Consider the following 24,823-nt stretch of genomic DNA (forward strand, 5'->3'; position numbering starts at 1 on the left):
GCCTTTTCCTTGCGTTGCTCAGTCGATCAGAACAGGAAGTAACGCTGGGCCATCGGCAACACATCCGCCGGCTCGCACCACAGCAAAATGCCGTCAGCCTTGACCTGATAAGTCTGCGGATCGACCTCGATGTCTGGCAGGTAATCGTTGTGGATCAAATCGGTTTTCTGCACCTTGCGACAACCTTTGACCACGGCGATTTTCTTCTTCAAGCCCAGCGCTTCAGCAAGCCCGGCCTCCTGCGCCGCCTGGCTGATAAAGGTCAGGCTGGTGGCGTGCAGGGATCCGCCATAACTGGCGAACATCGGCCGGTAGTGCACCGGTTGCGGCGTTGGAATCGAGGCGTTGGCATCACCCATCAGGCTGGCCGCGATAGCACCGCCCTTGAGGATCAGCGTGGGTTTGACCCCGAAGAACGCTGGACGCCAGAGCACCAGGTCGGCCCATTTGCCCACTTCGATCGAGCCCACTTCATGGCTGATGCCATGGGTGATCGCCGGGTTGATGGTGTACTTGGCGATGTAGCGTTTGGCGCGGAAGTTGTCGTTGCCTTCGCCGTCCAGGGGCAGCGGGCCGCGCTGCTTTTTCATCTTGTCGGCGGTTTGCCAGGTGCGGGTGATCACCTCACCGACACGGCCCATGGCCTGGCTGTCGGAGCTGATCATCGAGAACGCACCGAGGTCGTGGAGGATGTCTTCGGCGGCGATGGTTTCGCGGCGAATGCGGCTTTCGGCGAAGGCCACGTCTTCGGCAATGCTCGGGTCCAGGTGGTGACAGACCATCAGCATGTCGAGGTGTTCGTCGATAGTGTTGCGGGTGAACGGCCGGGTCGGGTTGGTAGAGCTCGGCAGCACGTTCGCGAAGCCGCAGGCCTTGATAATGTCCGGGGCATGGCCTCCGCCCGCTCCTTCGGTGTGATAGGTGTGGATGGTTCGACCCTTGAAAGCGGCGAGGGTGGTTTCGACGAAGCCCGATTCGTTGAGGGTGTCGGTGTGGATCGCCACCTGCACGTCGTACTGGTCGGCGACACTCAGGCAGTTGTCGATGCTTGCCGGGGTGGTGCCCCAGTCTTCGTGGAGCTTGAGGCCGATGGCGCCGGCCTTGACCTGTTCTATCAGCGGCTCGGGCAGGCTGGCGTTGCCCTTGCCGGTCAGGCCGATGTTCATCGGGAAGGCGTCGGCGGCCTGGAGCATGCGCGCCAGATGCCATGGCCCGGAGGTGCAGGTGGTGGCGTTGGTGCCGGTGGCAGGCCCGGTGCCGCCGCCGATCATGGTGGTGACACCGCTCATCAGTGCTTCTTCGATCTGCTGCGGGCAGATGAAGTGGATGTGCGTGTCGATGCCGCCGGCGGTGAGGATCATGCCTTCGCCGGCGATCACTTCGGTGCTGGCGCCGATGGCGATGTTGACGTCGGGCTGGATGTCCGGGTTGCCGGCTTTGCCGATGGCGGCGATGCGACCGTCCTTGAGGCCGACGTCCGCCTTGACGATGCCCCAGTGGTCGATGATCAGCGCGTTGGTGATCAGGGTATCGACGACTTCAGCGGCCAGTAACTGGCTTTGGCCCTGGCCGTCACGGATAACCTTGCCACCGCCGAACTTCACTTCTTCGCCGTAGGTGGTGAAGTCTTTTTCCACTTCGACCCATAGCTCGGTGTCGGCCAGGCGGACCTTGTCACCGACGGTGGGGCCGAACATGTCGGCGTAGGCTTGTTTTGAAATTTTCATGCGCTTGCCTTGGGATTCAATGGTTTTCGAGACCGCTCGCGTAGCTCGCTATCGCTGGCAAGCCAGCTCCTACAATTTCCGTTGAAATACGATCCCCTGTAGGAGCTGGCTTGCCAGCGAAGGGGCCGGTACAGGCTGCACATCACTTAAAGGTCGCCCATGATCCGTCCGGCAAAGCCGAACACCCGGCGATGCCCGGCCAGATCGACAAGCTCGACCTCGCGGCTCTGGCCCGGTTCAAAACGCACGGCGGTGCCGGCGGGGATGTTCAGGCGCATGCCGCGACTGCTGGCGCGGTCGAAGGTCAGGGCGTCGTTTGTTTCGAAAAAGTGGTAGTGCGAGCCGACCTGGATCGGCCGGTCGCCGCTGTTGGCCACTTTCAAGCTGACAGTACGGCGGCCGACGTTGAGTTCGATGTCGCCGGGCTGGATCTGGTATTCACCGGGAATCATCAATGGGCTCCCTGGAGAATCTTGTAATAGAGGGCGGTGGGCTTGTAGAGGCCGCTCGGATCGCAGGCGTAGTCGGGGATTTCGCCGGCGCGGGTGTAACCCAGGGCCTTGTAGAAATCCTCGGCAGGTGAGCCGGCCTCGGTATCAAGGTAGAGCATGCCGCGCTTGTGCTGCAGGGCCGCCTGTTCCAGTGCGCTCATCAATTGTTGGCCCAGGCCGCGGCGCCTGGCGTCCTCGCGCACCAGCAGTTTCTGCACCTCAGCGCGGTTCAGGCCATTGGCTTTCTGGCACAGGGTCAGCTGTACACTGGCCTGGACCTGCTCGTCCTTGACCACCACCCACAGCAGTACATTGCCCTTGTTCAGGTTCTCCTGGACTTCATCGAAATAGGCGCGGGCCTGCGTCGCGTCCAGATTCGCCATGAACCCGACACTGGCGCCATAGCCGACGGCGTCGAGGAGCAAATCGATCAAACCCTGACGATAGTGCGCAAAGCTTTCAATGTTGACGCGTCGCAGTTGGGCGGCGTTCATCAGGTGTTACTCCTTGTTGGCGGGCGGCGGTTCGGCGCCAGGATTGAGTGTCAGTTGCATGAAGGTCAGGTCCAGCCAGCGACCGAACTTGGTGCCAACCTGCGGCATCTGGCCGGTGGTCACGAAACCGACGTGTTCATGCAGACGAATGGAAGCGGCATTGCCGCTTTCGATGGCGGCGACCATCACATGTTTGTTGCAGTCTTTGGCGCGCTCGATCAGCACGTCCATCAATCGTGGGCCCAGGCCATTGCCGCGCTGGTCGCTGCGCACGTAGACCGAATGCTCGACGGTGTGGCGGAAACCATCGAACGGTCGCCAGTCACCAAACGAAGCGTAGCCCAGCACGCTGTTCTCGCCGTCGACGATCACCAGGATCGGATAACCCTGGGATTGCCGGGCGCTGAACCAGGCTTGGCGGTTGCCGAGGTCCACGGCCTGTTCGTTCCAGATCGCCGTGGTGTTGAGCACCGCGTCGTTGTAGATGTCACGGATCGCCGGCAGGTCGGAATGCACCGCATCGCGGATGTGATAAGTCATGGCGCGTCCTCAGGCGATGGGTTGGTGAACGGTGACCAGCTTGGTGCCGTCGGGGAAGGTGGCTTCGACCTGGATCTCCGGGATCATTTCCGGGATGCCTTCCATCACTTGTTCGCGGCTGAGCAGGGTCGTGCCGAAGTGCATCAACTCGGCCACGGTCCGGCCGTCACGGGCACCTTCGAGCAGCGCCGCGGAAATGTAGGCCATGGCCTCCGGATAATTAAGTTTCACGCCGCGGGCCAAACGCCGTTCGGCGACGAGGCCGGCGGTGAAGATCAGCAGCTTGTCTTTTTCGCGTGGGGTCAGGTCCATCGTTGGAGTCCATCTGGGCAGATAAAAATTCGGATCTGTAAATACATCACCTGTAGGAGCTGGCTTGCCAGCGAAGCTTTTGGCGACATTGAGTACGCCTTCGCTGGCAAGCCAGCTCCTGCAGGGGGAGCGGTGTTCAGGTGCTCCATATTCTGGGGGGGAGTGCTTCTCGGCCGAGCAGTGCAGGGCGCAATAACCGCCACAAATCAATCAGCCAGCCTCGCGCCAGCAGCGCTTCGCTGGCCAGGCAACGAGCAACCAGAAGCCCCGGCAACTGGGTCAAATCCCCGCGCACATCGTTGGGCAATGAACGGCATTGCTCCAGCAGATCGCTGTCAATTTCCCCGGTCACCAGCAGGGTGGCAAACGCCGGTTGCCCATCCAGCCCGATCGGCGAGTCGAGCAAGCCATCACCACCGACAATGCGCTGGCGTTCGTGCCAGAGCAACTGGCCGTCGCGGCGGATATCCAGTTGCGCCTGGAAATGGCCGAGATCGAAACGCTCGCCACTGGCCGGGCGACCCAGCGCCACCACATCCCAATAAAACAGCCGCGCATCACCTTGCAGATCAATGGACGTGCTGAGTTCGGCCCGGGCATCGCTGAAGATGATCGTCTCTTGTGGCAGCCATTCCAGTGTCGCGCCGTGGGCCACTTTCAGGTCAAGTTTCTGATAAGCCGGGCCTGCCGCGCGATACCACTTGGCCGCGCCGGGGCTGGTGATTTGCGCCCACGCCTGACGGCCGACACTGGCGCTGATGTCCAAGCGGTCGCCGCCGGCGATCCCGCCCGGCGGATGCACGATGATGTGCTGGCACACTTCGGGCCCTTCGGCATACAGGTGCTTCTGCACCCGCAGCGGGCCTTTGTGCCGTCGCTGGACCGGGCGCGTGCTGTCGCCGAAGCGGGCGTAGCCCAGCTCCAGCTCGGCATGCCAGCTCGGGGTAAACAGGGCAGTAGGTAGTGGTAGATTCATAGTTTCTGATTATCGTCAGGACGCCACAGATTAGATCGTAACCAGGCCGCGGACACCTTCGGCTTCCATGTTTTCGCCGCGGCCCTGCTGCACGATCTCGCCGCGGGACATCACCAGGTACTGATCGGCCAGTTCGGCGGCAAAGTCGTAGAACTGCTCCACCAGCAAAATCGCCATGTCACCGCGCGCCGCAAGTTTCTTGATCACTGCGCCGATTTCCTTGATCACCGACGGCTGGATGCCTTCGGTGGGCTCGTCGAGAATCAACAGGCGTGGGCGGCTGGCCAACGCCCGGCCAATCGCCAATTGCTGCTGTTGGCCGCCGGACAAGTCACCGCCGCGCCGTTGCTTCATCTGCAGCAGTACCGGAAACAGTTCGTAGATGAACGCCGGGACTTCCTTGGCCTCACCGCCGGGAAAGCGCGACAACCCCATCAGCAGGTTTTCCTCTACGGTCAGGCGGCCGAAGATCTCCCGGCCCTGGGGCACGTAGGCGATGCCGGCATGCACCCGCTGGTGCGGCTTGAACGCGGTGATCGGTTTGCCCTCCCAATTCACCGCGCCTTCCTTGGCCGGCAGCAGGCCCATCAGGCACTTGAGCAGGGTGGTCTTGCCCACGCCGTTACGGCCGAGCAGGCAGGTGACTTCGCCGACCTTCACGTCAAACGTCAGGCCGCGCAGGATGTGGCTACCGCCGTAGTATTGGTGCAGCTTGTCAACTTGCAGCATTCTCAAATCCTCCTCAATCCCTTGTAGGAGCTGGCTTGCCAGCGAAGCTTTTGGCGTCATTCAGTACGCCTTCGCTGGCAAGCCAGCTCCTACAGGTTCGGTGTTCGCAAATCTCAGCGGCCGAGATACACGTCGATCACCCGTTCGTTGTCCTGCACCTGCTCCAGCGATCCCTCGGCCAGCACGCTGCCCTGGTGCAACACGGTGACGTGGTCGGCGATCGAGCCGACGAAGCCCATGTCGTGCTCCACCACCATCAGCGAGTGCTTGCCGGCCAGGGTCTTGAACAGTTCGGCGGTGAATTCGGTTTCGGCGTCGGTCATGCCGGCCACCGGTTCGTCGAGCAGCAGCAGTTGCGGGTCTTGCATCAACAGCATGCCGATTTCCAGGAACTGCTTCTGGCCGTGGGACAGCAAGCCAGCGGGACGATTGACCGAAGCGGTCAGGCGAATGGTGTCGAGCACCTCGGCGATCCGGTCTTTCTGTTCGCCACTCAAGCGCGCCCGCAGACTGGCCCACACCGACTTGTCGGTTTTCTGCGCCAGCTCCAGGTTCTCGAACACACTCAAGGCTTCGAACACGGTCGGTTTCTGGAATTTGCGGCCAATGCCGGCCTGGGCAATCTGCACTTCGCTCATCTGCGTCAGGTCCAGGGTTTCGCCGAACCAGGCCTTGCCGTGGCTGGGGCGGGTCTTGCCGGTGATCACGTCCATCAGCGTGGTCTTGCCCGCGCCGTTGGGGCCGATGATGCAGCGCAGTTCGCCGACGCCGATGTACAGGTTCAAGTCGTTCAGCGCCTTGAAACCATCGAAGCTGACGCTGATGTCTTCCAGGGTCAGGATGGTGCCATGGCGGGTGTTCAGGCCTTTGCCTGCACGCTGGCCGAGGCCGATGACATCGCGGCTGGTGCCGGCGTCCTTGTTCGGCTCCACGGGAAAAAACGCCGGTTCGAGCATGAATTCAGCGGTCGCAGTGACTCTCATTGTTCACCTCTTTTCTTCAGCAAACCGATCACGCCCTTGGGCAGGTACAGGGTCACGACGATGAACAGCGCGCCGAGGAAGAACAGCCAGTATTCCGGGAAGGCCACGGTGAACCAGCTCTTCATGCCGTTGACCACGCCGGCGCCGAGCAATGGACCAATCAAGGTGCCGCGACCGCCGAGGGCGACCCATACCGCTGCTTCAATCGAGTTGGTCGGCGACATTTCACTCGGGTTGATGATGCCCACTTGCGGCACGTACAACGCACCCGCCAGGCCGCACAACACCGCGCTCAACACCCACACGAACAGCTTGAATCCGCGCGGGTCGTAGCCGCAGAACATCAAGCGGTTTTCTGCGTCACGCAATGCGGTCAGCACTCGGCCAAACTTGCTCTGGGCCAGGCGCCAACCGATGTACAGGCTCGCCACCAGCAATAGCACCGTGGCGAAAAACAGTACTGCACGGGTGCCAGGCTCAGTAATGCCAAAACCGAGTATCGTGCGGAAGTTGGTGAAGCCGTTATTGCCGCCAAACCCGGTTTCGTTGCGGAAAAACAGGAGCATGCCGGCGAAGGTCAGGGCCTGGGTCATGATCGAGAAATACACGCCCTTGATCCGCGAGCGGAAGGCGAAGAAGCCGAATACCAGCGCGAGCAATCCCGGCGCCAATACGACAAGACACATGGCCCAGAGAAAGCTGCTGGTGCCGGTCCAGTACCAGGGCAATTCGCTCCACGACAGGAACGTCATGAAGGCCGGCAAGCCATCGCCGGAGGCCTGGCGCATCAGGTACATGCCCATGGCATAACCGCCGAGGGCGAAAAACAGCCCGTGACCCAGGGATAGCAAGCCGGCATACCCCCAGACCAGGTCCAGCGCCAGGGCAACGATGGCGTAGCAAAGGATCTTGCCCACCAGGGTCAGGGTGTAGGCGGAGACGTGCAGCGCACTGTCGGCGGGCAACAATGAGAGCAGCGGCAACGCCAGGAGCAAAACGAGGATCACCGCGCCAACGGCAATCGTGACTTTCGGGCCGGCTTTTTGTGTCGCGGTAACGAGCAGGGGCTGGTTCATCAGTCGATCACCCGTCCTTTGAGTGCGAAGAGGCCTTGCGGACGTTTCTGGATGAACAGAATGATCAGCGCGAGGATGAGGATCTTGCCGAGCACGGCACCGATTTGCGGTTCGAGAATCTTGTTGGCGATCCCCAGGCCGAATGCGGCAAACACGCTACCGGCCAGTTGCCCGACACCACCGAGCACCACTACCAGGAACGAGTCGATGATGTAGCTCTGGCCGAGGTCCGGGCCGACGTTGCCGATCTGGCTGAGCGCCACGCCGCCGAGGCCGGCAATGCCCGAGCCGAGGCCGAAGGCGAGCATATCCACGCGCCCGGTGGGCACGCCGCAGCAGGCCGCCATGTTGCGATTCTGAGTGACGGCGCGCACGTTCAGGCCCAGGCGCGTCTTGTTCAGCAGCAGCCAGGTCAGCATCACCACAAACAGCGCGAACGCGATGATCACGATGCGGTTGTACGGCAGCACCAGGTTGGGCAGCACTTGAATCCCGCCTGACAACCACCCCGGGTTGGCCACCTCGACGTTTTGCGCGCCGAAGACCAGGCGCACCAACTGGATCAACATCAGGCTGATGCCCCAGGTGGCGAGCAGGGTTTCCAGTGGACGGCCGTAGAGGTGGCGAATCACCGTGCGTTCCAGCGCCATGCCGATCCCGGCGGTGACGAAAAACGCCACCGGCAGCGCGATCAGCGGATAGAACTCGATGGCCTGCGGGGCGAAGCGCTGGAACATCAGCTGCACCACGTAGGTCGAGTAGGCGCCGAGCATCAGCATCTCGCCATGGGCCATGTTGATCACGCCGAGGAGGCCGAAGGTGATCGCCAGTCCCAGGGCGGCGAGCAACAGGATCGAGCCCAGGGACATGCCGCTGAAGGCCTGGCCAAGGAGTTCACCCACCAGCAATTTACGTTTGACCTGGGCGAGACTGGTTTCGGCGGCGGTGCGTACATTTGCGTCGGTTTCAACGCCCGGCGCCAGCAGATTTTCGAGGCGGGTGCGGGCCAGTGGGTCGCCGGTTTCGCCGAGCAGGCGGATGGCGGCGAGTCGCACTGCCGGGTCGGCGTCGACCAATTGCAGATTGGCCAGGGCCAGGCTGAGGGCGGCGTGAACGCTCTCGTCCTGTTCTCCCGCCAGTTGTTGGTCAAGGAATTTCAGCTGCGCGGGTTTGGCGCTTTTCTGCAACTGCTGTGCGGCGTCCAGACGGATTTTGGCGTCGGCGGCAAGCAATTGGTGGCTGGCCAATGCGGTGTCGATCAGACCCCGCAGGCGGTTATTCAGGCGCAAGGTTTTCGGCTGGCCGTCGATGGTCAATTCGCCTTGTTGCAGGGCGTTGATCAGCTCGATACGGGCCGGATCGGGCTGCGCGGCCCAGGTTTCCAGCAATTTGGCTTGCTGCACGGGATTGGCGGCGACGAAGTCTTCAGCGTCACCGGCGTGGGCCAGCATGGGCAGCAGGAGTGCGACGGCGAGAAATAAACGGTAAAGGGCAATGGGCATAAAAAGTCGCCTTGCTCGGACTAATTGTGGGAGCGGGCTTGCTCGCGAAAGCGGTGGGTCAGCTTGCATCCAGGTTGAATGACATACCGCTTTCGCGAGCAAGCCCGCTCCCACAGGGGGGTTGTGTCGGGTCGGAAATGCTCATCAGCCCGACATCCAGTGGCTTAGTTGCTCTTCACCGCATACTCCGGCTTCTTGTCGTTGCCCGGGATGAACGGGCTCCACGGCTGGGCACGGATCGGTCCTTCGGTCTGCCACACCACGTTGAACTGACCGTCGGCCTGGATCTCGCCGATCATCACCGGCTTGTGCAGGTGGTGGTTGGTCTTGTCCATGGTCAGGGTGTAGCCGGACGGTGCGGCGAAGGTCTGGCCACCCAGGGCTTCGCGGACTTTGTCGACGTCGGTGGACTTGGCTTTTTCAGCCGCTTGCGCCCACATATGGATGCCGACGTAGGTCGCTTCCATCGGGTCGTTGGTCACGGCTTTGTCGGCACCCGGCAGGTTGTGTTTCTTCGCGTAGGCTTTCCAGTCGGCGACGAATTTCTTGTTCGCCGGGTTCTCCACCGACTCGAAGTAGTTCCAGGCCGCGAGGTTGCCCACCAACGGCTTGGTGTCGATGCCGCGCAGTTCTTCTTCGCCCACCGAGAACGCCACGACCGGCACGTCGGTGGCTTTCAGGCCCTGGTTGGCCAGTTCTTTGTAGAACGGCACGTTGGAATCGCCGTTGACGGTGGAGATGACCGCCGTCTTTCCGCCGGCCGAGAACTTCTTGATGTTGGCAACGATGGTCTGGTAGTCGCTGTGACCGAAGGGGGTGTAGACCTCTTCGATGTCTTTGTCGGCTACGCCTTTGGAGTGCAGGAACGAACGCAGGATCTTGTTGGTGGTTCGCGGGTAGACGTAGTCGGTGCCCAGCAGGAAATAGCGTTTGGCACCGCCCCCTTCTTCGCTCATCAGGTATTCAACGGCGGGGATCGCTTGCTGGTTCGGCGCAGCGCCGGTGTAGAACACGTTCGGCGACATCTCTTCGCCTTCGTACTGCACCGGGTAGAACAGCAGGCCATTGAGTTCTTCGAACACCGGCAGTACCGATTTGCGCGACACCGAGGTCCAGCACCCGAACACCACGGCAACCTTGTCCTGGGTCAGCAGCTGCCGGCCTTTCTCGGCGAACAGAGGCCAGTTCGACGCCGGGTCCACTACTACCGCTTCGAGCATCTTGCCGTTCACGCCGCCCTTGGCGTTGATCTCGTCAATGGTCATCAGCGCCATGTCCTTGAGCGACGTCTCGGAGATCGCCATGGTGCCGGACAACGAATGCAGGATACCGACCTTGATGGTCTCGGCGGCCTGGACAGTCCAGGTCATGCCCATCGCGGCAATGCTTGCCGTGAGTGTGAAAGCCTTGATCAAACTGCGACGCTTCATTGTGCGATCTCCATGAACATTGGATATTTTTCTTGGTTGGCAGATGCGGACTACTGAAGGGTCGTTAGCAAGGGCTGTGCCTGGTCGTACAAAGGCAGGGGAATGTCGTGTTAGAGCGGTTGCACGGATATTTTGCGCACCATCAAGGCACGCAGTGGACGCACTGGTGCGTTGAGGTGCGCCAGATTGGGGCGTAATGGGGGATGACGGGCAAGCACGATTCGCTGCTTGCCCAGGTATCGCTCAAGCTGCCGAATCGGGCTCAGCTTGCCGGTTGAGGCGAGCCAGCAGCAGCTTGTCCAGTACCCACACCACCACCAGTGACGCACCCACCAACGGGAAGGCTACCGCCAGGGCGAACATGATCACCATCGCGGTTTTCCATCTCGGCAGGTCGTGGCGCAGCGGTGGGACACCGAACTTGCCTTGCGGACGACGTTTCCACCAGATCACCACGCCGCTGACCGCGCTGAGCAAAATCATCAGGCAGATGAGCAGGACGATGATCTGGTTGAGCGTGCCGAACATCTTGCCTTCGTGCAGCATCACGCCGATTTCCGTGGCGCGGGCGACGGTGCCGTAGTGCTCGTAACGTACGTCGGCGAGGACGTTGCCGGTGTATTGATCGACATGCAGGGTGGCGTCGTTGCGTGGGTCATCGGCGAACACGGCGATGGTGAACACACCGGTGGCCGTGCTCGGGAAGGTGATGCTGTAGCCTGGCTCGACCTTGCGTTGCACGGCGATGTCCTGCACGTCCTGCAGGCTGATGGTGGGTGCAGCCGGACCGGCTGGCGCACCACCGTGGGCCATGTGTTCGGCGTGGCCGCCGGACATCGGCATCGGCGTATTTTCCATGGCCCACGGCACGGTCTGGCGAGTCGCACTGTTGAGGCTGCGCGCTTCGACATCGGATTGGGGCACGTTGTCCCACATCGCCGCCGGAAACACGTTCCAGACGGCGGCGTACTGCTTGCCCCAGAACCCGGTCCAGGTCATGCCGCTGAGCAGCATCACCAGCAACAACGAGGCACCCCAGAAGCCGATGACGGCGTGCAGGTCGCGCCACAACACCCGGCCTCGACTGCTCAGGCGCGGCCAGAGAATGCCCGCCGCCTGACCGCGCGGCCACCACAGGAACACCCCGGATACCACCAGCACCACCCCCCAGCCAGCAGCCAGTTCCACCAGTCGGTCACCGACGGTGCCGATCATCAGCTCGCCGTGAATCGCGCGCGCGACTGCTTGCAGGTTCTTCTTGGCGTCTTGCTCGCCAAGGATGTCGCCGTGGTAAGGGTCGACGAACACATTCAGCTCGGTACCGCCGTTGAGCACGACAAACTGGGCACTGCGCTCGGCGTTGATCGGCGGCAGGTACTGTTTGATGGTTGCTTGTGGATAGGCGCTTTTCACCCGGTCGAGCAGGTCATCGGCCGGCACCGTGTGGTGACCGGCCGGGACGTTGAGCAGACTGCTGTACATCAGCGAGTCGAGTTGCGGTTTGAACAGATAAATCGTGCCGGTCAGGGCCAGCATCACCATGAATGGCGCAACGAACAGTCCGGCATAGAAATGCCAGCGCCAGGCCAGGTTGTAGAAATTCACTTTGGGCTGTTTCATCACGTGTGCTCCGCTTGGCTTGGATCTTTTGGTTGTGTGTTGGCGGTTGCTGCGCAACCGATCGCGAGCAGGCTCGCCCCTACAGGGGAGCGGGCTTGCCGCGGTGCTCTTAGAAGCTCATATCCACCTTGGTCCAGAGCGTACGCCCCGGTTCCTTGATGGCTTGCGGGTCATTGGCCGGGTAACCGAAGCCGGCGTTGCCGGCCAGGTTCAAGTGTTCGGCATAGGCTTTGCCGAACAGGTTGTCGATGCCGCTGCTGACCGTCCAGTGCGGGTTGATCCGATAGGCACCGTTGAGCGAGAACACGCCAAAACCCGGGGTCTTGTCGAAGTCCTTGCCGACCACGTTGCCTTTGTTCTGGTCGATACGGTTTTGTGCGGCAACCACTCTCCACAGTGCGCCGGCGCTCCAGTTGTCTTCGCTGTAGGTCAGGCCGAGGCGGGCATCCAGCGGCGGCATTTGCGGCAATGCGCTGCCATCACTGCTGTTCTTGCCCCAGGCGTAGGCCAGGGTGGCGTCGGCTTTCCATTGCTTGGTGAGTTTGTAAGCGGCGCCCAGTTCGCCACCCATGATTCGCGCGTCGATGTTTTCGGCTTGCGAGGTCATGCCCATCATCGCCGGCGTGTAGTTGAACAGGATGTAATCGCGCACCTGGCCGAGGTAAGCCGAGGCCCAGGCATCGAGTTCTTCGGTCTTGTATTGCAGGCCGACGTCGAGCTGGGTGGTTTTCTCCGGCTTGATCGAGTCGAAGGCATTCACTGATCCCGCGGGGCCGGAATTGGCCGAAAACAGTTCCCAGTAATCCGGGAAACGCTGGGTGTGACCGAGCCCCGCATACAGCGTGGTCGGGCTATTGGCCAGGTCGTGTTCGTAGCGGATGAAACCGCTGGGCAGCGTGTCGGCGCGGGTGTCGTCTGCGGTTGGGTTGGGTCGGGTCATCATTCCCGAACCGATGGTTTGCCGGTAATCCTTGGCCGAAGCACGGTCCAGGCGTGCGCCGCTGATAAGTCGATCGCGCTCGGCGGCGTACCAGGTCAATTCGCCGAATGCCCCGTAGTTGTGGAAGTCGGCGTCCTTGGTGTACGGCAGGTCCTTGTAGGTGTCGATGCCCATGGCGCTGCGCTGGCGGTGTTCGTTGGTCTGCGCGTCGATGCCGCCGATCAACTGGACGTCGGCCCAGCGCCAGGTGGCTTTGACCCGCGCGCCGAGTGTGCGACGGTCGACGTTGGACGCCATGGGGCCGGCCATCATCCCGGTGCCGGACGGCGTACGCAGCGTGTAGTTGTCCATGACATGGTCGGCGTAGTTGTAGTAGACCTGCGCCTCGAGCGTTTCCAGCACGTCGCTGATGTTGGACTTCTCGAAGCGCAGGCCGAGGCTCTCGCGCTTGAACTGCGAACCGTCCATGCCGCGTCCTGCGTAGCGCGCCTCACCGTCACCCTTGCCAGCGGTCAGCTCCAGCAGGGTATCTTCGTCCGGGGTCCAGCCGAGCGCGACGTCGCCGTTCCATTTGTCATAACGCGATGCCACGGTGTCGTTGTTGCCATCCTTGTAGTCATCGGCCTGGGCGGTGTTGCCGATCACTCGCACGTAGCCCAATGGGCCGCCAGCCGCCGCGTCCACCACTTTGTCGAAACGGCCGTTGGAGCCGGCCAGCACACTGGCGTTTACGCGCGTGCCGAACTCGCCGAAGCTCTGCGGTTCGCGGTCGAAGAGGATGGTGCCGGCCGAGGCCCCCGGCCCCCATAGCACGGTCTGCGGACCCTTGATGACGGTCAGTTTGTCGTACGTCTGCGCAGAGATGTATGAAGTCGGTGCGTCCATCCGGCCAGGACAGGCACCGAGCATCATGCCGCCGTTGGTGAGGATGTTCAGGCGCGAACCGAACATGCCACGCAGCACCGGGTCGCCGTTGGTGCCGCCATTGCGCACTTGGGCGAACCCCGGAATGGTTTTCAGATAATCCGAACCGTCGCTGGCCGGCACAGGTTGGCGCGGGTCCCTGGGGTCGGTGACGATGGTCAGTGGCGAGCTCGGGGCAACGGCGGTGATCACTGTCGGGCTCAATTCTTCGTTATGGCCTGCGTGTTCATCGGCCAGCGCGGAGGGCGCCAGCAAGGCACCGCACAGGATGGCGGTGGCGTGCCTGAAACGAATGCCGGATTCGTTCAGGGCTAGGGGGGCTTGGGCAGCGCTCAAGCAGGGGGCAGCAGAAAACCTGGACATGACAATTTCCATCGAACAGTCGTAAACGACACGGCCGACAGCCTTAAGCTGCCTGCTCAACCGTGTGAAATCAGCGGTGAGTGTTTACGTGTCGACGGGCGGGGCGCGGGTGCGGGCGCCGGGGAAGAAGGTTTGCCGGGCATGGCCCAAGCGAGGGGAGGGTGCGGTGAAAGTGCTGGCGGGCGGGGTGTCGAATGCTGTGAATGAACCGCCACCCGTGAGTGCCGGGCAGTTGAACAGCAGGCTGCAATAACCGCATTTTTCCCAGATTGCATGGTGCCCGGATGCTGGCGGGCAATGCTCGGCAGCCGGTTGCGCGCCGTGATCCGCGTGCTCCATCGCCGACATGTCCATGCTCATGTCCATCGACATGTTCATGGACGTTGAAGCGTGCTGATCCATCGGCATCGACTGAGAAATCAGTGGACCGATAAAGATCATCAGCATGGCGAACAGGCTGATCCAGCTGCCGCGTGTCAGGCCCAATGGCTGACGACGGGGGGTGGGTGACCTGGTGCCTGGCGGGCGCATGGGCGGCGTCGCGATAGCGGATTACTGAGCGTGCGCGTGCTTTTGCGTGGACTCGGGCGCCTGCTTCTGCACCGCCACTTCCACTGTCACGTCTCCGGACTTCTCGAAATGCAGGGTCATCGGGAAGCGCTTGCCATCGCTGAGCAGGCTGCGGTCCTTCAACCCCAGCAGCATGACGTGGTAGGCCATCGGTGCGAACGTGACATCGCCGCCGGCGGGGATTGCCACGTTGGCTACTTGCTGCATTTTCATCAAGTCGTTTTGCATCACATGCTCATGCAACTGCGCTTCAGCCGAGATCGGCGAGTCGACACTAAGCAGGCGGTCAGCTGTGTTGCCCGAGTTGTGGATCACGAAATACGCGGCGACGTTGGGTGCATTGGGCGGCAGTTCCTGCGACCACGGGTGAGCGATTTCCAGTGCGCCGATCTTGTATTCGTGGGCATTGGCAAAGCAGGCAGGCAGCAGCAACGCGGCCAGAACGATAAGTCTGTTCAACATGGCAGTTCTCCAGAGCGATTCGAAACGCAGGTCAATTGCGAGCAGGAATCACACCAGAGGGGAAGCACGGGGGTTGAGGCTTGGCCATTGCTGGCGCGGTGTCGGGGTGCTGAGAGAGGCGGGGGGTAAGGCTCGATTGGCTTCGAAGCTTGCGAAATACAGGTGCGGTTCATGCCCGGGCAAGGCCACCAGTGGCGCAGAGCCAGAGCAGCACCAGCAATGCTGCATGTTGGAGTGATCGTCGCTTTGCGTTTTTTTCTGCTCGATGTCGCCCAGGGAAATCGCCACCATCCTGGTGCCGCTGGACGAGCAAAAACTACCCCACAACAATTGTTCGGCGGGTGCCGTCTGCGCCATCGCTCCGGACATCGGCATGGCGAGCATGTTGAACAGCACTGCGAAGCAGGCTATCCAGGCAATTGCGAGCCGTTGTCGGGACATGGGACAAATCCGTTGGGTGGGCGATCAGGCGCTGGCTATTTAGCCTGATCAGGGCCGATAAGTAAAAAGACTGCGTGCGGTGTGGTGTCGCAGCGCAATCAGATAGCAATGGCATGCAAACGCAGGCCCAAGGCTTTCATAACCTTCATGATAGTCGCGAATTCCGGATTGCCACTACTGCTCAGCGCTTTGTAGAGACTCTCGCGTCCCAGGCCAGCATCGCGGGCAATTTGTGTCATACCTTCGCACGGGCTATGTCGTTCAGCGCTGCGCGTATCAGCACATCGTCGCCAGCATCCTCTTCGAAGCAGGCGTCCAGATAAGCCGCCATTTCTTCCGGCGTTTTGAGAAACTCGGCGGCGTCAAAACGGGTGAATCGTTCGGCCATGACTTACTCCTCATTACCGATGTTTTGTGCCATTTGAACAGCACGCTTGATATCTCTTTTTTGAGTCGATTTGTCGCCACCGATCAACAGCAAGTAAATCACTTCATCTTTGCGAGTGAAGTACAGCCTGTAGCCAGGACCGTAATGAACGCGCATTTCATGAACAGCAGCGCCTACTGCTTCACAATCACCAAAATTTCCGTGCTCTCTGTAAATAGGGGGGGCGCTTGATAGGATCAGAAGGAAGAGGACTATAGGATTAGAGTCCTGGTGGGGTAAGTCAGATCTGTCCGAGAGTATTGCCAGCAAAATCGCAGGGTTCAGTAGGACTCAGCAATGGCCTGACTTCGATAGGGCAGCCAATGTCTCTGCCACCGACTTAAACTCCCGCGCTACCATCGGCAACTCCGGCCGCTTCAACACCAGCACCGGCACCCCGCGCTCCCGCGCCACTTCAAGCTTCGGCTCGGTCGCCGCACTGCCACTGTTCTTGCTGATCAGCACATCGATCTGCCGACGCTCGAACAGCTCGCGCTCGTCGTCGATCATGAACGGTCCGCGTGCGCCGATCACTTCGCAGCGATCATTACCGGGATAAACGTCCAGCGCACGCAAGGTCCAGAATTGCTCCGGGGGAATCTCGTCCAGATGTTGCAAAGGCTCGCGGCCCAAGGTGAACAGCGGTCGCCGAAAAAGCTTGAGGGCCTGGATCAGTTCGGCCCAATCACGGACCTCACGCCAGTCATCGCCGGCCTGTGGTTGCCACGCCGGACGGCGCAGCGCCCAGCAGGCGATGCCGTTTAACCGAGCTGCGGTCGCGGCGTTCTGACTGATTTGGGCGGCGTAGGGATGAGTCGCATCTAGCAACAGATCAATCCTTTCATCGCGGATGAATTGCGCCAGGCCTTCGGCACCGCCATAGCCACCCACACGAACCTGGCAGTTCAAATCCGTCGGCACCCGACCGATACCGGCCAGGCTATAGATGTGTTGCGGTCCCAGGGTTCGCGCAATCGCCAGGGCCTCGGTCACGCCGCCCAGCAACAGAATACGTTTCATTGAGAAGCTCCCGCATGGCCGACGATCCCGCCTTGGCGATCGATGGCGAACACTTCGACCTGGACCTGCGCCGGTACCACGCTGCGGGCAAAATCCAAAGCGTGCTGGCACACCGCATCGCCGAGGGCGACTCCCGCGGCGCTGGCCATTGCCAGCGCTTGTTGACTGGTGTTGGCTTCGCGGATGCCTTGCTGCAACGCCGTATCGGCGCCCATTGCGGCTGCCCATTCAGCCAGTTGCGGCAGATCGATGCTCGAGTGCCGACTGTGCAAATCCATGTGGCCGGCTGCCAGTTTGCTGATCTTGCCGAAGCCGCCGCAAATGCTCAGTTTAGCCACTGGCACTTTACGCAGGTGTTTGAGCACCGCACCGACGAAGTCGCCCATTTCGATCAGGGCGATTTCCGGCAGGTTGTAGACCCTGCGCATGGTGTCCTCGCTGGCGTTGCCGGTACAGGCGGCGATGTGCAGGTATCCGTTGGTTTTGGCGACGTCGATGCCCTGGTGTATCGAAGCGATGTAGGCCGCGCAGGAGAATGGCCGGACGATGCCGCTGGTGCCCAGGATCGACAGCCCGCCGAGAATGCCCAGGCGCGGATTCATGGTTTTCAGCGCCAGGGCCTCGCCGTCCTCGACGTTCACCGTGACCTCGAAACCGCCGCTGTAGCCGAGTTCCGTGGCGAGCAGCGTCAGGTGATCACTGATCATCCGGCGCGGTACCGGATTGATCGCCGGCTCGCCAACGCCTAGCACCAGCCCTGGCCGGGTGACCGTTCCGACACCGCGTCCGGCACAAAAGCGAATACCTGGCTCGCCCAACAGACGCACCTGGCTATAGAGCAACGCACCGTGGGTCACATCGGGATCGTCCCCGGCATCCTTGATCGTCCCGGCCTCTGCACCGTCCTGGGTAAGGCGGCAGAACTCCAGGCGCATCTGTACCTGCTTGCCTTTGGGCAGGACGATTTGTACGGCATCCGAGCTCATGCCGCCGAGCAGCAGGCGGGCCGCCGCCAGGCTGGTCGCGGTGGCGCAGCTGCCCGTGGTCAGGCCGCTGCGCAGCGGGGCGGGTTGTTCGGCGGTTTCGTCACGCATCGAAAGGTTTCATCACATCCAGCAGGGTAATCGGCAGTGCCTGGCGCCAGGTGTCGAAGTCACCCAGCGGTTGCGCCTGGGCAACATGAATACGCGTCAGCTCGCCGCCGTATTGGTCGCGCCAGGCCATCAGGGTCAGTTCACTTTGCAACGTGACCGCGTTGGCAATCAGTCGGCCGCCGGGTTTGAGCGCTGCCCAGCAAGTGTCCAGCACGCCTTCGCGGGTGACCCCGCCCCCGATGAAAATCGCATCCGGACGTTCAAGCCCTGCCAATGCTTGCGGCGCACTGCCGCGGATCAGTTGCAAGCCGGGCACGCCGAGGGCGTCACGGTTGTGCTCGATCAACTGCTGGCGGCCGTCATCGGCTTCGATGGCAAGCGCCCGGCAACTGGGGTGGGCACGCATCCATTCGATACCGATCGAACCGGAGCCGGCGCCGACGTCCCACAAGAGTTCCCCCGGGGTCGGGGCGAGGCGGGCGAGGGTGATGGCGCGCACGTCGCGTTTGGTCAGCTGGCCGTCGTGCTTGAAGGCCGAGTCGGGCAAGCCGGCCAGGCGTGACAGGCGTGGCGTACCGGGTTCGGCGATGCATTCGATGGCGATCAGGTTCAAGTCGGCGATCACAGGATCGGGCCAGTCGTTGGCGATGCCGTCGATGCGGCGTTCGGCTTCGCCGCCCAGATGTTCCAGCACGCTCAGGCGGCTCGGACCGAACCCACGTTCGCGTAAAAGTGCAGCGACCGCAGCAGGGCTTTGGCCGTCGTTACTGAGTACCAGCAAACGAACGCCGCTGAATAACTGTGCGTTAAGTGTGGCAATGGGGCGGGCGACTATCGACAGGGTGATCAGGTCCTGCAGCGGCCAGCCCATTCGCGCGGCGGCGAGTGAGCATGAGGAGGGCGTCGGTAACACCAGCATCTGCTCAATGGGAAGCAGGCGAGCGAGGCTGGCGCCTACACCAAAAAACATCGGGTCGCCGCTCGCCAAGACACACATCGGCGTGCCGCGCATGGCTAGTAACGGCTCCAGGGAGAACGGGCTGGGCCAGAGAACGCGCTCACCGCCAATACACTCTGGAAGCAGATCCAATTGACGTCGGGCGCCGACGATTCGAGACGCGCCGAGCAAGGCATGTCGAGCCGTTTTTCCCAGGCCTTTGAAACCCTCTTCACCGATGCCTACTACTGTCAGCCAGGGCGTCATGCCGTTCCTCTGCTCAAAAGCGGTCTATAGGAGCGCGATGATAACTCAGCTTGGTTGTCGTGATGGCCCAGACGTTTTTGTTGTACCTCCGGTGATGCAGATGTGCACGGCAACAGATCCAATCAGGTGCCCGGAGGGACATGGACACCTGTTGTTAATAATGCGCGGTTGTGTGGCTAAATGGAGGTGACTAGTTTTAAGCTTGGAGAAAAAAATATTATTCCTGGAAAAATAGATAGCGGTTAATAGAATCAAGGATGAAATTTAATGATAAAACCGGACGATAAAACAAGCAGCGCGACGATAATCGATAATGCACTTATTACTTTCGTAGGAGGGCTTTCCCGGGATGAACGACGCGATGCCAAATTCAGTATACGGTTAGCCCGCTGGGCGGCTGACAGCAAATATCAATTCGCTACCCACCTTGATGACTGGTTTTTGCATTTCGCTGCCACGTTGAAGTTTTTAGGATGGATTCCCTTTGGTGACGTCATTACTGAAATCCGTCACCCGATCTTCCATGGCGCTGTTGCCAACGCCTATTTAAGTCACCTTGTCTCGCATGAGAGTCCGCAACAGATAAAGATTACTCAGTCGGCTTTCAACGCCTTGCAAGCTGATGATGCCGCGCTTTCAATGTTTTCCCTGGAGGGCCAGGGGGGGAACTTTCAAATACTTCCAGTGGAGCGAAACGCTCGACAGCAGCTGAAGTTAACAGTCAATAACTTCAGGCTTTATTCGAGGTCCGCAGTGGAGGATTTTCTTTTCTTCGAGTCGGAGGAAACAGAGACAAAATTGATTCAGCATTATTGTCGATTTCTTTTGGATCGAACGGTCTTCGAGGATAAAAGGGCATTTTTGGAGAGGCGTATCAAGGAGATCAGTCTTTCCGAAATCGAGCTCAAGCTCCAGTAGAGGATTCGGCATGGCCGAGCAAGGGGGCTATTCGTCGACTCTGAGAGCAGGCATTTTCATGCCATCGAACAAAGCAGGCATAATACGGCCCCTCCGTCCGCGAAGGACTATTAACCCTTGCTGGTCACCTCTTTGAACGAAATCCCGATGTCTTGTGCCTTACGCCCCTCGGCCTGTCCGGGGTTGCTACGTATTGTGCAGGCGCTGGATGGCGGTATCTGCCGGATCAAACTGGACGGTGGCTCGATCAGTAGTTCGCAGGCAGAAGCCGTTGCGCAGGCGGCCGAATCTTTTGCCAGCGGGGCGATTGAAGCCACCAATCGGGCGAATCTGCAGGTCCGCGGGATTGCTGGTGAGCAACTCGAATTGATCGACAGTCTGATGGCCGCAGGTTTGGGGCCACGCACTGCAGGGGGCGATGATGTACGCAACGTGATGCTCAGTCCTGGCGCAGGGATTGATCGCCAGATGCTTTTCGACACGCGTTCACTGGCGCACCGGATACTCTCCACCCTGCAGAGTCACCAGCCTTTTCATGACCTCAGTGCCAAATTCGCCGTGCAACTCGATGGCGGCGAAGCCCTGGCAATGCTCGAACATCCCCATGACTTATGGCTTTCGGCATTTGAGCAGGACGGCGAACGACGGTTGGCTTTTGGTCTGGCGGGCTGCCCGCCGGACATGCCCTCCGGTTCGGTCGCCCTCGACGACGGCCACTCACTGGTGGTTGCGGTTCTTGAGTTGTTCCTGGAGCTTGCACGCCCCGAGCAAACGCGGATGCGTCATCTACTGAATGAATGTCCGGTCGAGGATTTCATGGCTCGACTGGCGGAGCGGGTGCCGATGCAGGCCGTCGTCGATTGGCAGCGAGGGGCGGGTGCAAGTGCGCTGCACATCGGCGCTCATCCCCAGATAGAAGCGGATTTCGTTTACGTCGGCGCTGTGCCGCCATTGGGTCGGCTCGATCCTGTGATGTTGCGCGGCGTAGCACAATTGGCACGTGAGTTCGGAGACGGCCATCTGCGTTTCACCCCTTGGCAAAGTCTGCTGCTACCTAATGTACGCGTTGCCGACAGCGCAGAAGTGATCCGGCAATTGCAGTGGCTTGGACTCATATGTGAGTCCGGACCGCCGTTATCCCGAATGATCGCCTGTACTGGTTCGACCGGCTGTGGGAAAGGATTGGCCGATACCAAGGGCGATGCCCTCCAACTGGCCGCGCTGCTGCAACGTCACAGGCATTCGCTCAACGTGCACTTGAGCGGGTGCTCACGTTCCTGTGCCGCCGCGCATATCGCACCGGTCACACTGCTGGCCGTTTCACCCGGTCAATACGACCTCTATTTTCGCGAAGCAGGGCAGCCGGGTTTCGGCGCGCTGCACGCACGCAACCTTACTATTGAAGCGGTTAGCGTCCTGCTTGACGCCCGCTTACGGAGCCCCCTTGATGCTTGATTACATCCGCGACGGTCAGGAGATCTATCGCAACTCTTTCGCGATCATTCGCGCCGAGGCCAATCTCGACCGAATCCCGGCGGACCTGGAAAAACTCGCGGTTCGTGTCATTCATGCCTGTGGCATGGTCGAAGCCATCGATGGTTTGCAGTTTTCCGAAGGCGCGGGCAAGGCCGGACGCGATGCCCTGGCCCGTGGTGCGCCGATTCTGTGTGATGCACGTATGGTGTCCGAGGGCGTGACCCGGGCGCGGCTGCCGGCGAACAACCCGGTCATATGCACCCTGCGTGATGAAAGCGTTCCGGACCTTGCGCGTGAACTGGGCAACACCCGATCCGCCGCCGCACTGGAGTTGTGGCGCCCGCACCTGGAGGGCAGCGTAGTGGTCATCGGTAATGCACCGACGGCGCTGTTCTATTTGCTGGAGATGCTTGACGCCGGAGCACCGAAACCGGCGCTGATCCTTGGCTTTCCGGTGGGCTTCGTCGGTGCGGCCGAGTCCAAGGCAATGCTCGCAGCGAACAGTCGCGGCGTGCCCTTCGTCATCATGCAAGGCCGGTTGGGCGGTAGCGCCATGGCCGCCGCTGCCGTTAATGCCCTCGCCACGGAGATCGAATGATGCAGAAACCTGGACGTTTGATTGGCCTCGGCGTCGGCCCTGGTGATCCTGAGCTTATTACCGTCAAAGCCTTACGCCTGCTGCGCGAATCGCCGGTGGTGGCGTACTTCGTCGCCAAGGGCAAAAAGGGCAACGCTTTTGGTATCATCGAGGCCCATTTGCAGGACGCACAAACCCTGCTGCCGCTGGTTTACCCGGTGACTACCGAGGCACTGCCGGCGCCTCTGTCCTATGAGCAAGTGATCAGCGATTTCTACGATGCCGCTGGCGAACAACTGGCTGTACATCTGGACGCCGGCCGTGATGTGGCGGTGATCTGTGAAGGCGATCCGTTCTTCTACGGTTCCTACATGTACCTGCATGATCGTCTGGCCGAGCGTTATGACGCCGAAGTAGTGCCAGGTGTCTGCTCGATGCTCGGCGGTGCGTCGGTGCTGGGAGCGCCGCTGGTGTATCGCAATCAGAGTTTGTCGGTGCTGTCCGGTGTGCTGCCGCACGACGAACTCAAGCGCCGTCTGGCTGATGCCGACGCGGCGGTTATCATGAAGCTGGGCCGCAACTTCCCCAAAGTTCGCCAGGTTCTGGAAGAACTCGGTTTGGGCGAGCGCGCCCTGTACGTCGAACGCGCGACCATGGCCAATCAGAAAATCGTGCCCCTGGATGAAGTCGAACCGATGTCCTCACCGTACTTCTCGCTGATCATCGTTCCCGGCGAAAGGTGGCAAGGCTGATGCTCCGTCCAATTCCGGCAATTGTCATTCTCGGCAATGGCAGCCTCGCGACCGCGCGAAAAATTCAACAGATCTACCCGGATGCGCTGATCCATGGCTTGGCCGAGCGGGTTGAAGGCGCGGATCGCCTCTATCGCGAGTTCGGTGCAACGTTGCGCGAACTCTATCTGCAAGATACGCCGATCATTGCGCTATGCGCGGCCGGGATCGTGATCCGCACGCTTGCGCCATTGCTGCTTGAAAAGGGCGCTGAGCCGCCAGTGCTTGCTGTCGCCGAAGACGGCAGCGCTGTGGTGCCGCTGCTCGGTGGTCTGGGTGGCGTGAACGTCCTGGCACGAGAGATTGCGGCTCATCTCGACGTGGCGCCCGCCATCACCACCAGTGGTGAGCTGCGTTTCGGCACCTGCCTGCTCAATCCACCGGCTGGCTATACCTTGGGCGATCTTGAGCTGGGCAAGCGCTTCGTTTCCGATTTGCTGGCGGGAGAAACGGTACGCATCGAAGGTTCTGCGCCGTGGTTGGCGCAAGCGCAGTTGCCACAAGACAAGGAGGCGCGGCTGACCGTTCATGTAGGTCATGCCGAGCGAATGGCTTGTGCCGATGAACTGTTGATCTATCCACGCAATGTGCTGATTGCGGTGGCGGCCAGCACGGACGATTTGTCAGGAGCCATTCGCCAGGCGTTGCATCAGGCCGGAATCGCCGTGCAGTCTGTGGCGTGTCTTTTGGCCGTCGACACTGACATGGCCAACGTGACGTTGCGTGAAACATCGCTTGAGCTGGGCGTGCCATTACGCTTTGCCGATGCGGTTGCTGATGTCGGAGAGTTGGTTCGCGGCGTGATTGCTCATCCTGTCTGCCTTTTTGGTAACGACGCCATTGCGATTGCAGTCGCCGAGGAGCCTCTGGACCCGTTGCAGATTGGCCGACCTCGCGGGCGCCTGGCGGTTATTGGTCTGGGGCCGGGGGCTTGCGAGTTGATGGTGCCGGCGGTGAAGGCGGAACTGGCGCGTGCCAATGATGTGCTGGGCTATGAAACCTATGTGCGCATGGCCGGGCCATTTCGCGCGGATCAAGTCATGCATTGCACCGACAATCGCGAAGAAATGCAGCGCGCCCGTCACGCCTTCCAACTGGCTGCTCAAGGACGTTCGGTGGTCGTGGTGTCGTCTGGCGATCCGGGTGTTTTTGCCATGGCCGCAGCTGTGCTGGAAGCACTTCACGAGTCCACTGATCCCGCGTGGCACAGTGTCGATCTCGAAATATTGCCGGGTGTCTCCGCTTCTCTGGCGACTGCCGCCCAGGCCGGAGCGCCGTTGGGCCATGACTTCTGTGTGCTTTCGCTTTCCGACAACCTCAAGCCCTGGTCGATCATCGAGAAGCGCCTGGATCTGGCGGCGCAAGCTGACCTGGCGCTGGCGTTCTATAACCCGATTTCGCGTTCGCGCCCGTGGCAACTGGGACAGGCGCTGGACATTGTTGCCCGACATCGGGTGCCTGAGACACCTGTGGTACTGGGGCGGGATATCGGCCGCCCCGGGCAGACACTGCGGGTTACGACTCTGAGGCAGTTGACAGTGGATCAAGTGGATATGCGCACCATGGTATTGATCGGTTCATCCACAACCTGTGTGTTCCCGCGTTCCGATGGCGGACAATGGGTCTACACGCCTCGCTGGTACGGCAGCAAACCAGAATAGTTTTTCTGGCGGCCCTGATGGGCCGCTTTTGTATGAGGTTGGTTAAACAATCCGGTTTTTCTGAAATCAATTGAA

24 protein-coding genes and 2 pseudogenes are annotated in these 24,823 nt (G+C 60.9%); 5 read left to right on the forward strand and 21 right to left on the reverse strand.

Annotated features, from left to right (window positions below; genetic code table 11):
- Positions 1-26: 26 nt before the first annotated feature.
- From ureC to NQL71_RS12100, 21 genes and pseudogenes are all read right to left on the reverse strand, one after another.
- Positions 27-1,727 carry an urease subunit alpha gene (gene ureC, locus NQL71_RS12000; protein WP_077185371.1) on the reverse strand — a complete coding sequence of 567 codons (1,701 nt, stop codon included), beginning with the start codon at positions 1,725-1,727 and terminating at the stop codon, positions 27-29.
- Between the two features lie 146 nt (positions 1,728-1,873).
- Entirely contained in the window at positions 1,874-2,179 is a 306-nt protein-coding gene (locus NQL71_RS12005) for an urease subunit beta (RefSeq protein WP_046819725.1), read from the reverse strand.
- Positions 2,179-2,712, reverse strand: a complete 534-nt coding sequence (locus NQL71_RS12010) for a GNAT family N-acetyltransferase (protein WP_046819724.1) — start codon at positions 2,710-2,712, stop codon at positions 2,179-2,181. The genes NQL71_RS12005 and NQL71_RS12010 overlap by 1 nt, the downstream gene beginning before the upstream one ends.
- A 6-nt stretch (positions 2,713-2,718) precedes the next feature.
- Entirely contained in the window at positions 2,719-3,252 is a 534-nt protein-coding gene (locus NQL71_RS12015; protein ID WP_274642686.1) for a GNAT family N-acetyltransferase, read from the reverse strand.
- A gap of 9 nt (positions 3,253-3,261) precedes the next feature.
- Positions 3,262-3,564, reverse strand: a complete 303-nt coding sequence (gene ureA / locus NQL71_RS12020; protein WP_033055605.1) for an urease subunit gamma — start codon at positions 3,562-3,564, stop codon at positions 3,262-3,264.
- Positions 3,565-3,700: 136 nt separating this feature from the next.
- The gene (locus NQL71_RS12025; RefSeq protein ID WP_274642687.1) at positions 3,701-4,540 is read right to left on the reverse strand and encodes an urease accessory protein UreD; all 840 of its coding nucleotides are present in this window, start codon (positions 4,538-4,540) and stop codon (positions 3,701-3,703) included.
- A 30-nt stretch (positions 4,541-4,570) separates the two neighbouring features.
- Positions 4,571-5,269: an urea ABC transporter ATP-binding subunit UrtE gene (urtE, locus tag NQL71_RS12030; protein ID WP_046819721.1), complete on the reverse strand. Its 699-nt coding sequence runs from the start codon at positions 5,267-5,269 to the stop codon at positions 4,571-4,573.
- Positions 5,270-5,382: 113 nt separating this feature from the next.
- On the reverse strand, positions 5,383-6,252 hold the full coding sequence (gene urtD / locus NQL71_RS12035; protein WP_046819720.1) for an urea ABC transporter ATP-binding protein UrtD: 870 nt from the start codon (positions 6,250-6,252) through the stop codon (positions 5,383-5,385).
- The gene (gene urtC, locus NQL71_RS12040) at positions 6,249-7,328 is read right to left on the reverse strand and encodes an urea ABC transporter permease subunit UrtC (protein ID WP_046819719.1); all 1,080 of its coding nucleotides are present in this window, start codon (positions 7,326-7,328) and stop codon (positions 6,249-6,251) included. The genes urtD and urtC overlap by 4 nt, the downstream gene beginning before the upstream one ends.
- Positions 7,328-8,830: an urea ABC transporter permease subunit UrtB gene (gene urtB / locus NQL71_RS12045; RefSeq protein WP_166619037.1), complete on the reverse strand. Its 1,503-nt coding sequence runs from the start codon at positions 8,828-8,830 to the stop codon at positions 7,328-7,330. Before urtB ends, urtC begins: the two co-directional genes overlap by 1 nt.
- A 164-nt stretch (positions 8,831-8,994) precedes the next feature.
- Positions 8,995-10,260: an urea ABC transporter substrate-binding protein gene (gene urtA, locus NQL71_RS12050; RefSeq protein WP_046819717.1), complete on the reverse strand. Its 1,266-nt coding sequence runs from the start codon at positions 10,258-10,260 to the stop codon at positions 8,995-8,997.
- A 243-nt stretch (positions 10,261-10,503) separates the two neighbouring features.
- Positions 10,504-11,880 (reverse strand): PepSY-associated TM helix domain-containing protein, encoded by a 1,377-nt coding sequence (locus NQL71_RS12055; RefSeq protein WP_274642688.1) that lies wholly within the window; start codon positions 11,878-11,880, stop codon positions 10,504-10,506.
- Positions 11,881-11,989: 109 nt separating this feature from the next.
- Positions 11,990-14,107, reverse strand: coding sequence for a TonB-dependent copper receptor (locus NQL71_RS12060; RefSeq protein ID WP_166619034.1), 2,118 nt, complete (start codon positions 14,105-14,107; stop codon positions 11,990-11,992).
- An 84-nt stretch (positions 14,108-14,191) separates the two neighbouring features.
- Positions 14,192-14,638 carry a DUF2946 domain-containing protein gene (locus tag NQL71_RS12065; RefSeq protein WP_274642689.1) on the reverse strand — a complete coding sequence of 149 codons (447 nt, stop codon included), beginning with the start codon at positions 14,636-14,638 and terminating at the stop codon, positions 14,192-14,194.
- A 21-nt stretch (positions 14,639-14,659) separates the two neighbouring features.
- Positions 14,660-15,139, reverse strand: coding sequence for a copper chaperone PCu(A)C (locus NQL71_RS12070; RefSeq protein WP_046819713.1), 480 nt, complete (start codon positions 15,137-15,139; stop codon positions 14,660-14,662).
- Between the two features lie 48 nt (positions 15,140-15,187).
- Positions 15,188-15,580 carry a DUF2946 domain-containing protein gene (locus tag NQL71_RS12075; RefSeq protein ID WP_077185356.1) on the reverse strand — a complete coding sequence of 131 codons (393 nt, stop codon included), beginning with the start codon at positions 15,578-15,580 and terminating at the stop codon, positions 15,188-15,190.
- 98 nt (positions 15,581-15,678) lie between these two features.
- Positions 15,679-15,968: pseudogene (locus NQL71_RS12080) on the reverse strand (addiction module antidote protein).
- Between the two features lie 3 nt (positions 15,969-15,971).
- A pseudogene (locus NQL71_RS12085) lies at positions 15,972-16,175 on the reverse strand (type II toxin-antitoxin system RelE/ParE family toxin); the annotation flags it as partial.
- 123 nt (positions 16,176-16,298) lie between these two features.
- Positions 16,299-17,027 carry a cobalt-precorrin-6A reductase gene (locus NQL71_RS12090; RefSeq protein ID WP_274642690.1) on the reverse strand — a complete coding sequence of 243 codons (729 nt, stop codon included), beginning with the start codon at positions 17,025-17,027 and terminating at the stop codon, positions 16,299-16,301.
- Positions 17,024-18,121: a cobalt-precorrin-5B (C(1))-methyltransferase gene (locus NQL71_RS12095; protein ID WP_274642691.1), complete on the reverse strand. Its 1,098-nt coding sequence runs from the start codon at positions 18,119-18,121 to the stop codon at positions 17,024-17,026. Before NQL71_RS12095 ends, NQL71_RS12090 begins: the two co-directional genes overlap by 4 nt.
- The gene (locus tag NQL71_RS12100) at positions 18,114-19,325 is read right to left on the reverse strand and encodes a bifunctional cobalt-precorrin-7 (C(5))-methyltransferase/cobalt-precorrin-6B (C(15))-methyltransferase (RefSeq protein WP_046819710.1); all 1,212 of its coding nucleotides are present in this window, start codon (positions 19,323-19,325) and stop codon (positions 18,114-18,116) included. The genes NQL71_RS12095 and NQL71_RS12100 overlap by 8 nt, the downstream gene beginning before the upstream one ends.
- Before the next feature lie 267 nt (positions 19,326-19,592).
- On the opposite strand from NQL71_RS12100, the gene NQL71_RS12105 reads away from it, so the two are divergent.
- The 5 genes from NQL71_RS12105 (at position 19,593) to cobJ (ending at position 24,748) form a co-directional block, all read left to right on the forward strand.
- Complete coding sequence (locus tag NQL71_RS12105) at positions 19,593-20,243, forward strand: hypothetical protein (RefSeq protein WP_046819709.1); 651 nt, start codon at positions 19,593-19,595, stop codon at positions 20,241-20,243.
- 147 nt (positions 20,244-20,390) lie between these two features.
- Positions 20,391-21,698, forward strand: a complete 1,308-nt coding sequence (gene cobG, locus NQL71_RS12110) for a precorrin-3B synthase (protein ID WP_046819949.1) — start codon at positions 20,391-20,393, stop codon at positions 21,696-21,698.
- Positions 21,691-22,317: a precorrin-8X methylmutase gene (locus tag NQL71_RS12115; protein ID WP_274642692.1), complete on the forward strand. Its 627-nt coding sequence runs from the start codon at positions 21,691-21,693 to the stop codon at positions 22,315-22,317. The genes cobG and NQL71_RS12115 overlap by 8 nt, the downstream gene beginning before the upstream one ends.
- On the forward strand, positions 22,317-23,048 hold the full coding sequence (locus NQL71_RS12120; protein WP_166619458.1) for a precorrin-2 C(20)-methyltransferase: 732 nt from the start codon (positions 22,317-22,319) through the stop codon (positions 23,046-23,048). Before NQL71_RS12115 ends, NQL71_RS12120 begins: the two co-directional genes overlap by 1 nt.
- Positions 23,048-24,748: a precorrin-3B C(17)-methyltransferase gene (gene cobJ, locus NQL71_RS12125; protein ID WP_274642693.1), complete on the forward strand. Its 1,701-nt coding sequence runs from the start codon at positions 23,048-23,050 to the stop codon at positions 24,746-24,748. Before NQL71_RS12120 ends, cobJ begins: the two co-directional genes overlap by 1 nt.
- Positions 24,749-24,823: the final 75 nt, after the last annotated feature.

The organism is Pseudomonas serbica (genome assembly GCF_028823535.1).
Classification (GTDB): Bacteria; Pseudomonadota; Gammaproteobacteria; order Pseudomonadales; family Pseudomonadaceae; genus Aquipseudomonas; species Aquipseudomonas serbica.

Bases quoted from the DNA above. Each gene is read 5' to 3' on its own strand.
- cobJ (WP_274642693.1), top strand. From the start codon at position 23,048: ATGCTCCGTCCAATTCCGGCAATTGTCATTCTCGGCAATGGCAGCCTC.
- NQL71_RS12090 (WP_274642690.1), bottom strand. From the start codon at position 17,027: ATGAAACGTATTCTGTTGCTGGGCGGCGTGACCGAGGCCCTGGCGATT.
- NQL71_RS12100 (WP_046819710.1), bottom strand. From the start codon at position 19,325: ATGACGCCCTGGCTGACAGTAGTAGGCATCGGTGAAGAGGGTTTCAAA.
- urtE (WP_046819721.1), bottom strand. From the start codon at position 5,269: ATGCTGCAAGTTGACAAGCTGCACCAATACTACGGCGGTAGCCACATC.
- NQL71_RS12055 (WP_274642688.1), bottom strand. From the start codon at position 11,880: ATGAAACAGCCCAAAGTGAATTTCTACAACCTGGCCTGGCGCTGGCAT.
- NQL71_RS12015 (WP_274642686.1), bottom strand. From the start codon at position 3,252: ATGACTTATCACATCCGCGATGCGGTGCATTCCGACCTGCCGGCGATC.
- NQL71_RS12005 (WP_046819725.1), bottom strand. From the start codon at position 2,179: ATGATTCCCGGTGAATACCAGATCCAGCCCGGCGACATCGAACTCAAC.
- urtB (WP_166619037.1), bottom strand. From the start codon at position 8,830: ATGCCCATTGCCCTTTACCGTTTATTTCTCGCCGTCGCACTCCTGCTG.
- NQL71_RS12070 (WP_046819713.1), bottom strand. From the start codon at position 15,139: ATGTTGAACAGACTTATCGTTCTGGCCGCGTTGCTGCTGCCTGCCTGC.
- NQL71_RS12120 (WP_166619458.1), top strand. From the start codon at position 22,317: ATGCAGAAACCTGGACGTTTGATTGGCCTCGGCGTCGGCCCTGGTGAT.
- NQL71_RS12060 (WP_166619034.1), bottom strand. From the start codon at position 14,107: ATGTCCAGGTTTTCTGCTGCCCCCTGCTTGAGCGCTGCCCAAGCCCCC.
- NQL71_RS12095 (WP_274642691.1), bottom strand. From the start codon at position 18,121: ATGCGTGACGAAACCGCCGAACAACCCGCCCCGCTGCGCAGCGGCCTG.
- urtA (WP_046819717.1), bottom strand. From the start codon at position 10,260: ATGAAGCGTCGCAGTTTGATCAAGGCTTTCACACTCACGGCAAGCATT.
- NQL71_RS12075 (WP_077185356.1), bottom strand. From the start codon at position 15,580: ATGTCCCGACAACGGCTCGCAATTGCCTGGATAGCCTGCTTCGCAGTG.
- cobG (WP_046819949.1), top strand. From the start codon at position 20,391: ATGTCTTGTGCCTTACGCCCCTCGGCCTGTCCGGGGTTGCTACGTATT.
- ureA (WP_033055605.1), bottom strand. From the start codon at position 3,564: ATGGACCTGACCCCACGCGAAAAAGACAAGCTGCTGATCTTCACCGCC.
- NQL71_RS12115 (WP_274642692.1), top strand. From the start codon at position 21,691: ATGCTTGATTACATCCGCGACGGTCAGGAGATCTATCGCAACTCTTTC.
- NQL71_RS12065 (WP_274642689.1), bottom strand. From the start codon at position 14,638: ATGCGCCCGCCAGGCACCAGGTCACCCACCCCCCGTCGTCAGCCATTG.
- NQL71_RS12010 (WP_046819724.1), bottom strand. From the start codon at position 2,712: ATGAACGCCGCCCAACTGCGACGCGTCAACATTGAAAGCTTTGCGCAC.
- NQL71_RS12105 (WP_046819709.1), top strand. From the start codon at position 19,593: ATGATAAAACCGGACGATAAAACAAGCAGCGCGACGATAATCGATAAT.
- NQL71_RS12025 (WP_274642687.1), bottom strand. From the start codon at position 4,540: ATGAATCTACCACTACCTACTGCCCTGTTTACCCCGAGCTGGCATGCC.
- urtC (WP_046819719.1), bottom strand. From the start codon at position 7,328: ATGAACCAGCCCCTGCTCGTTACCGCGACACAAAAAGCCGGCCCGAAA.
- urtD (WP_046819720.1), bottom strand. From the start codon at position 6,252: ATGAGAGTCACTGCGACCGCTGAATTCATGCTCGAACCGGCGTTTTTT.
- ureC (WP_077185371.1), bottom strand. From the start codon at position 1,727: ATGAAAATTTCAAAACAAGCCTACGCCGACATGTTCGGCCCCACCGTC.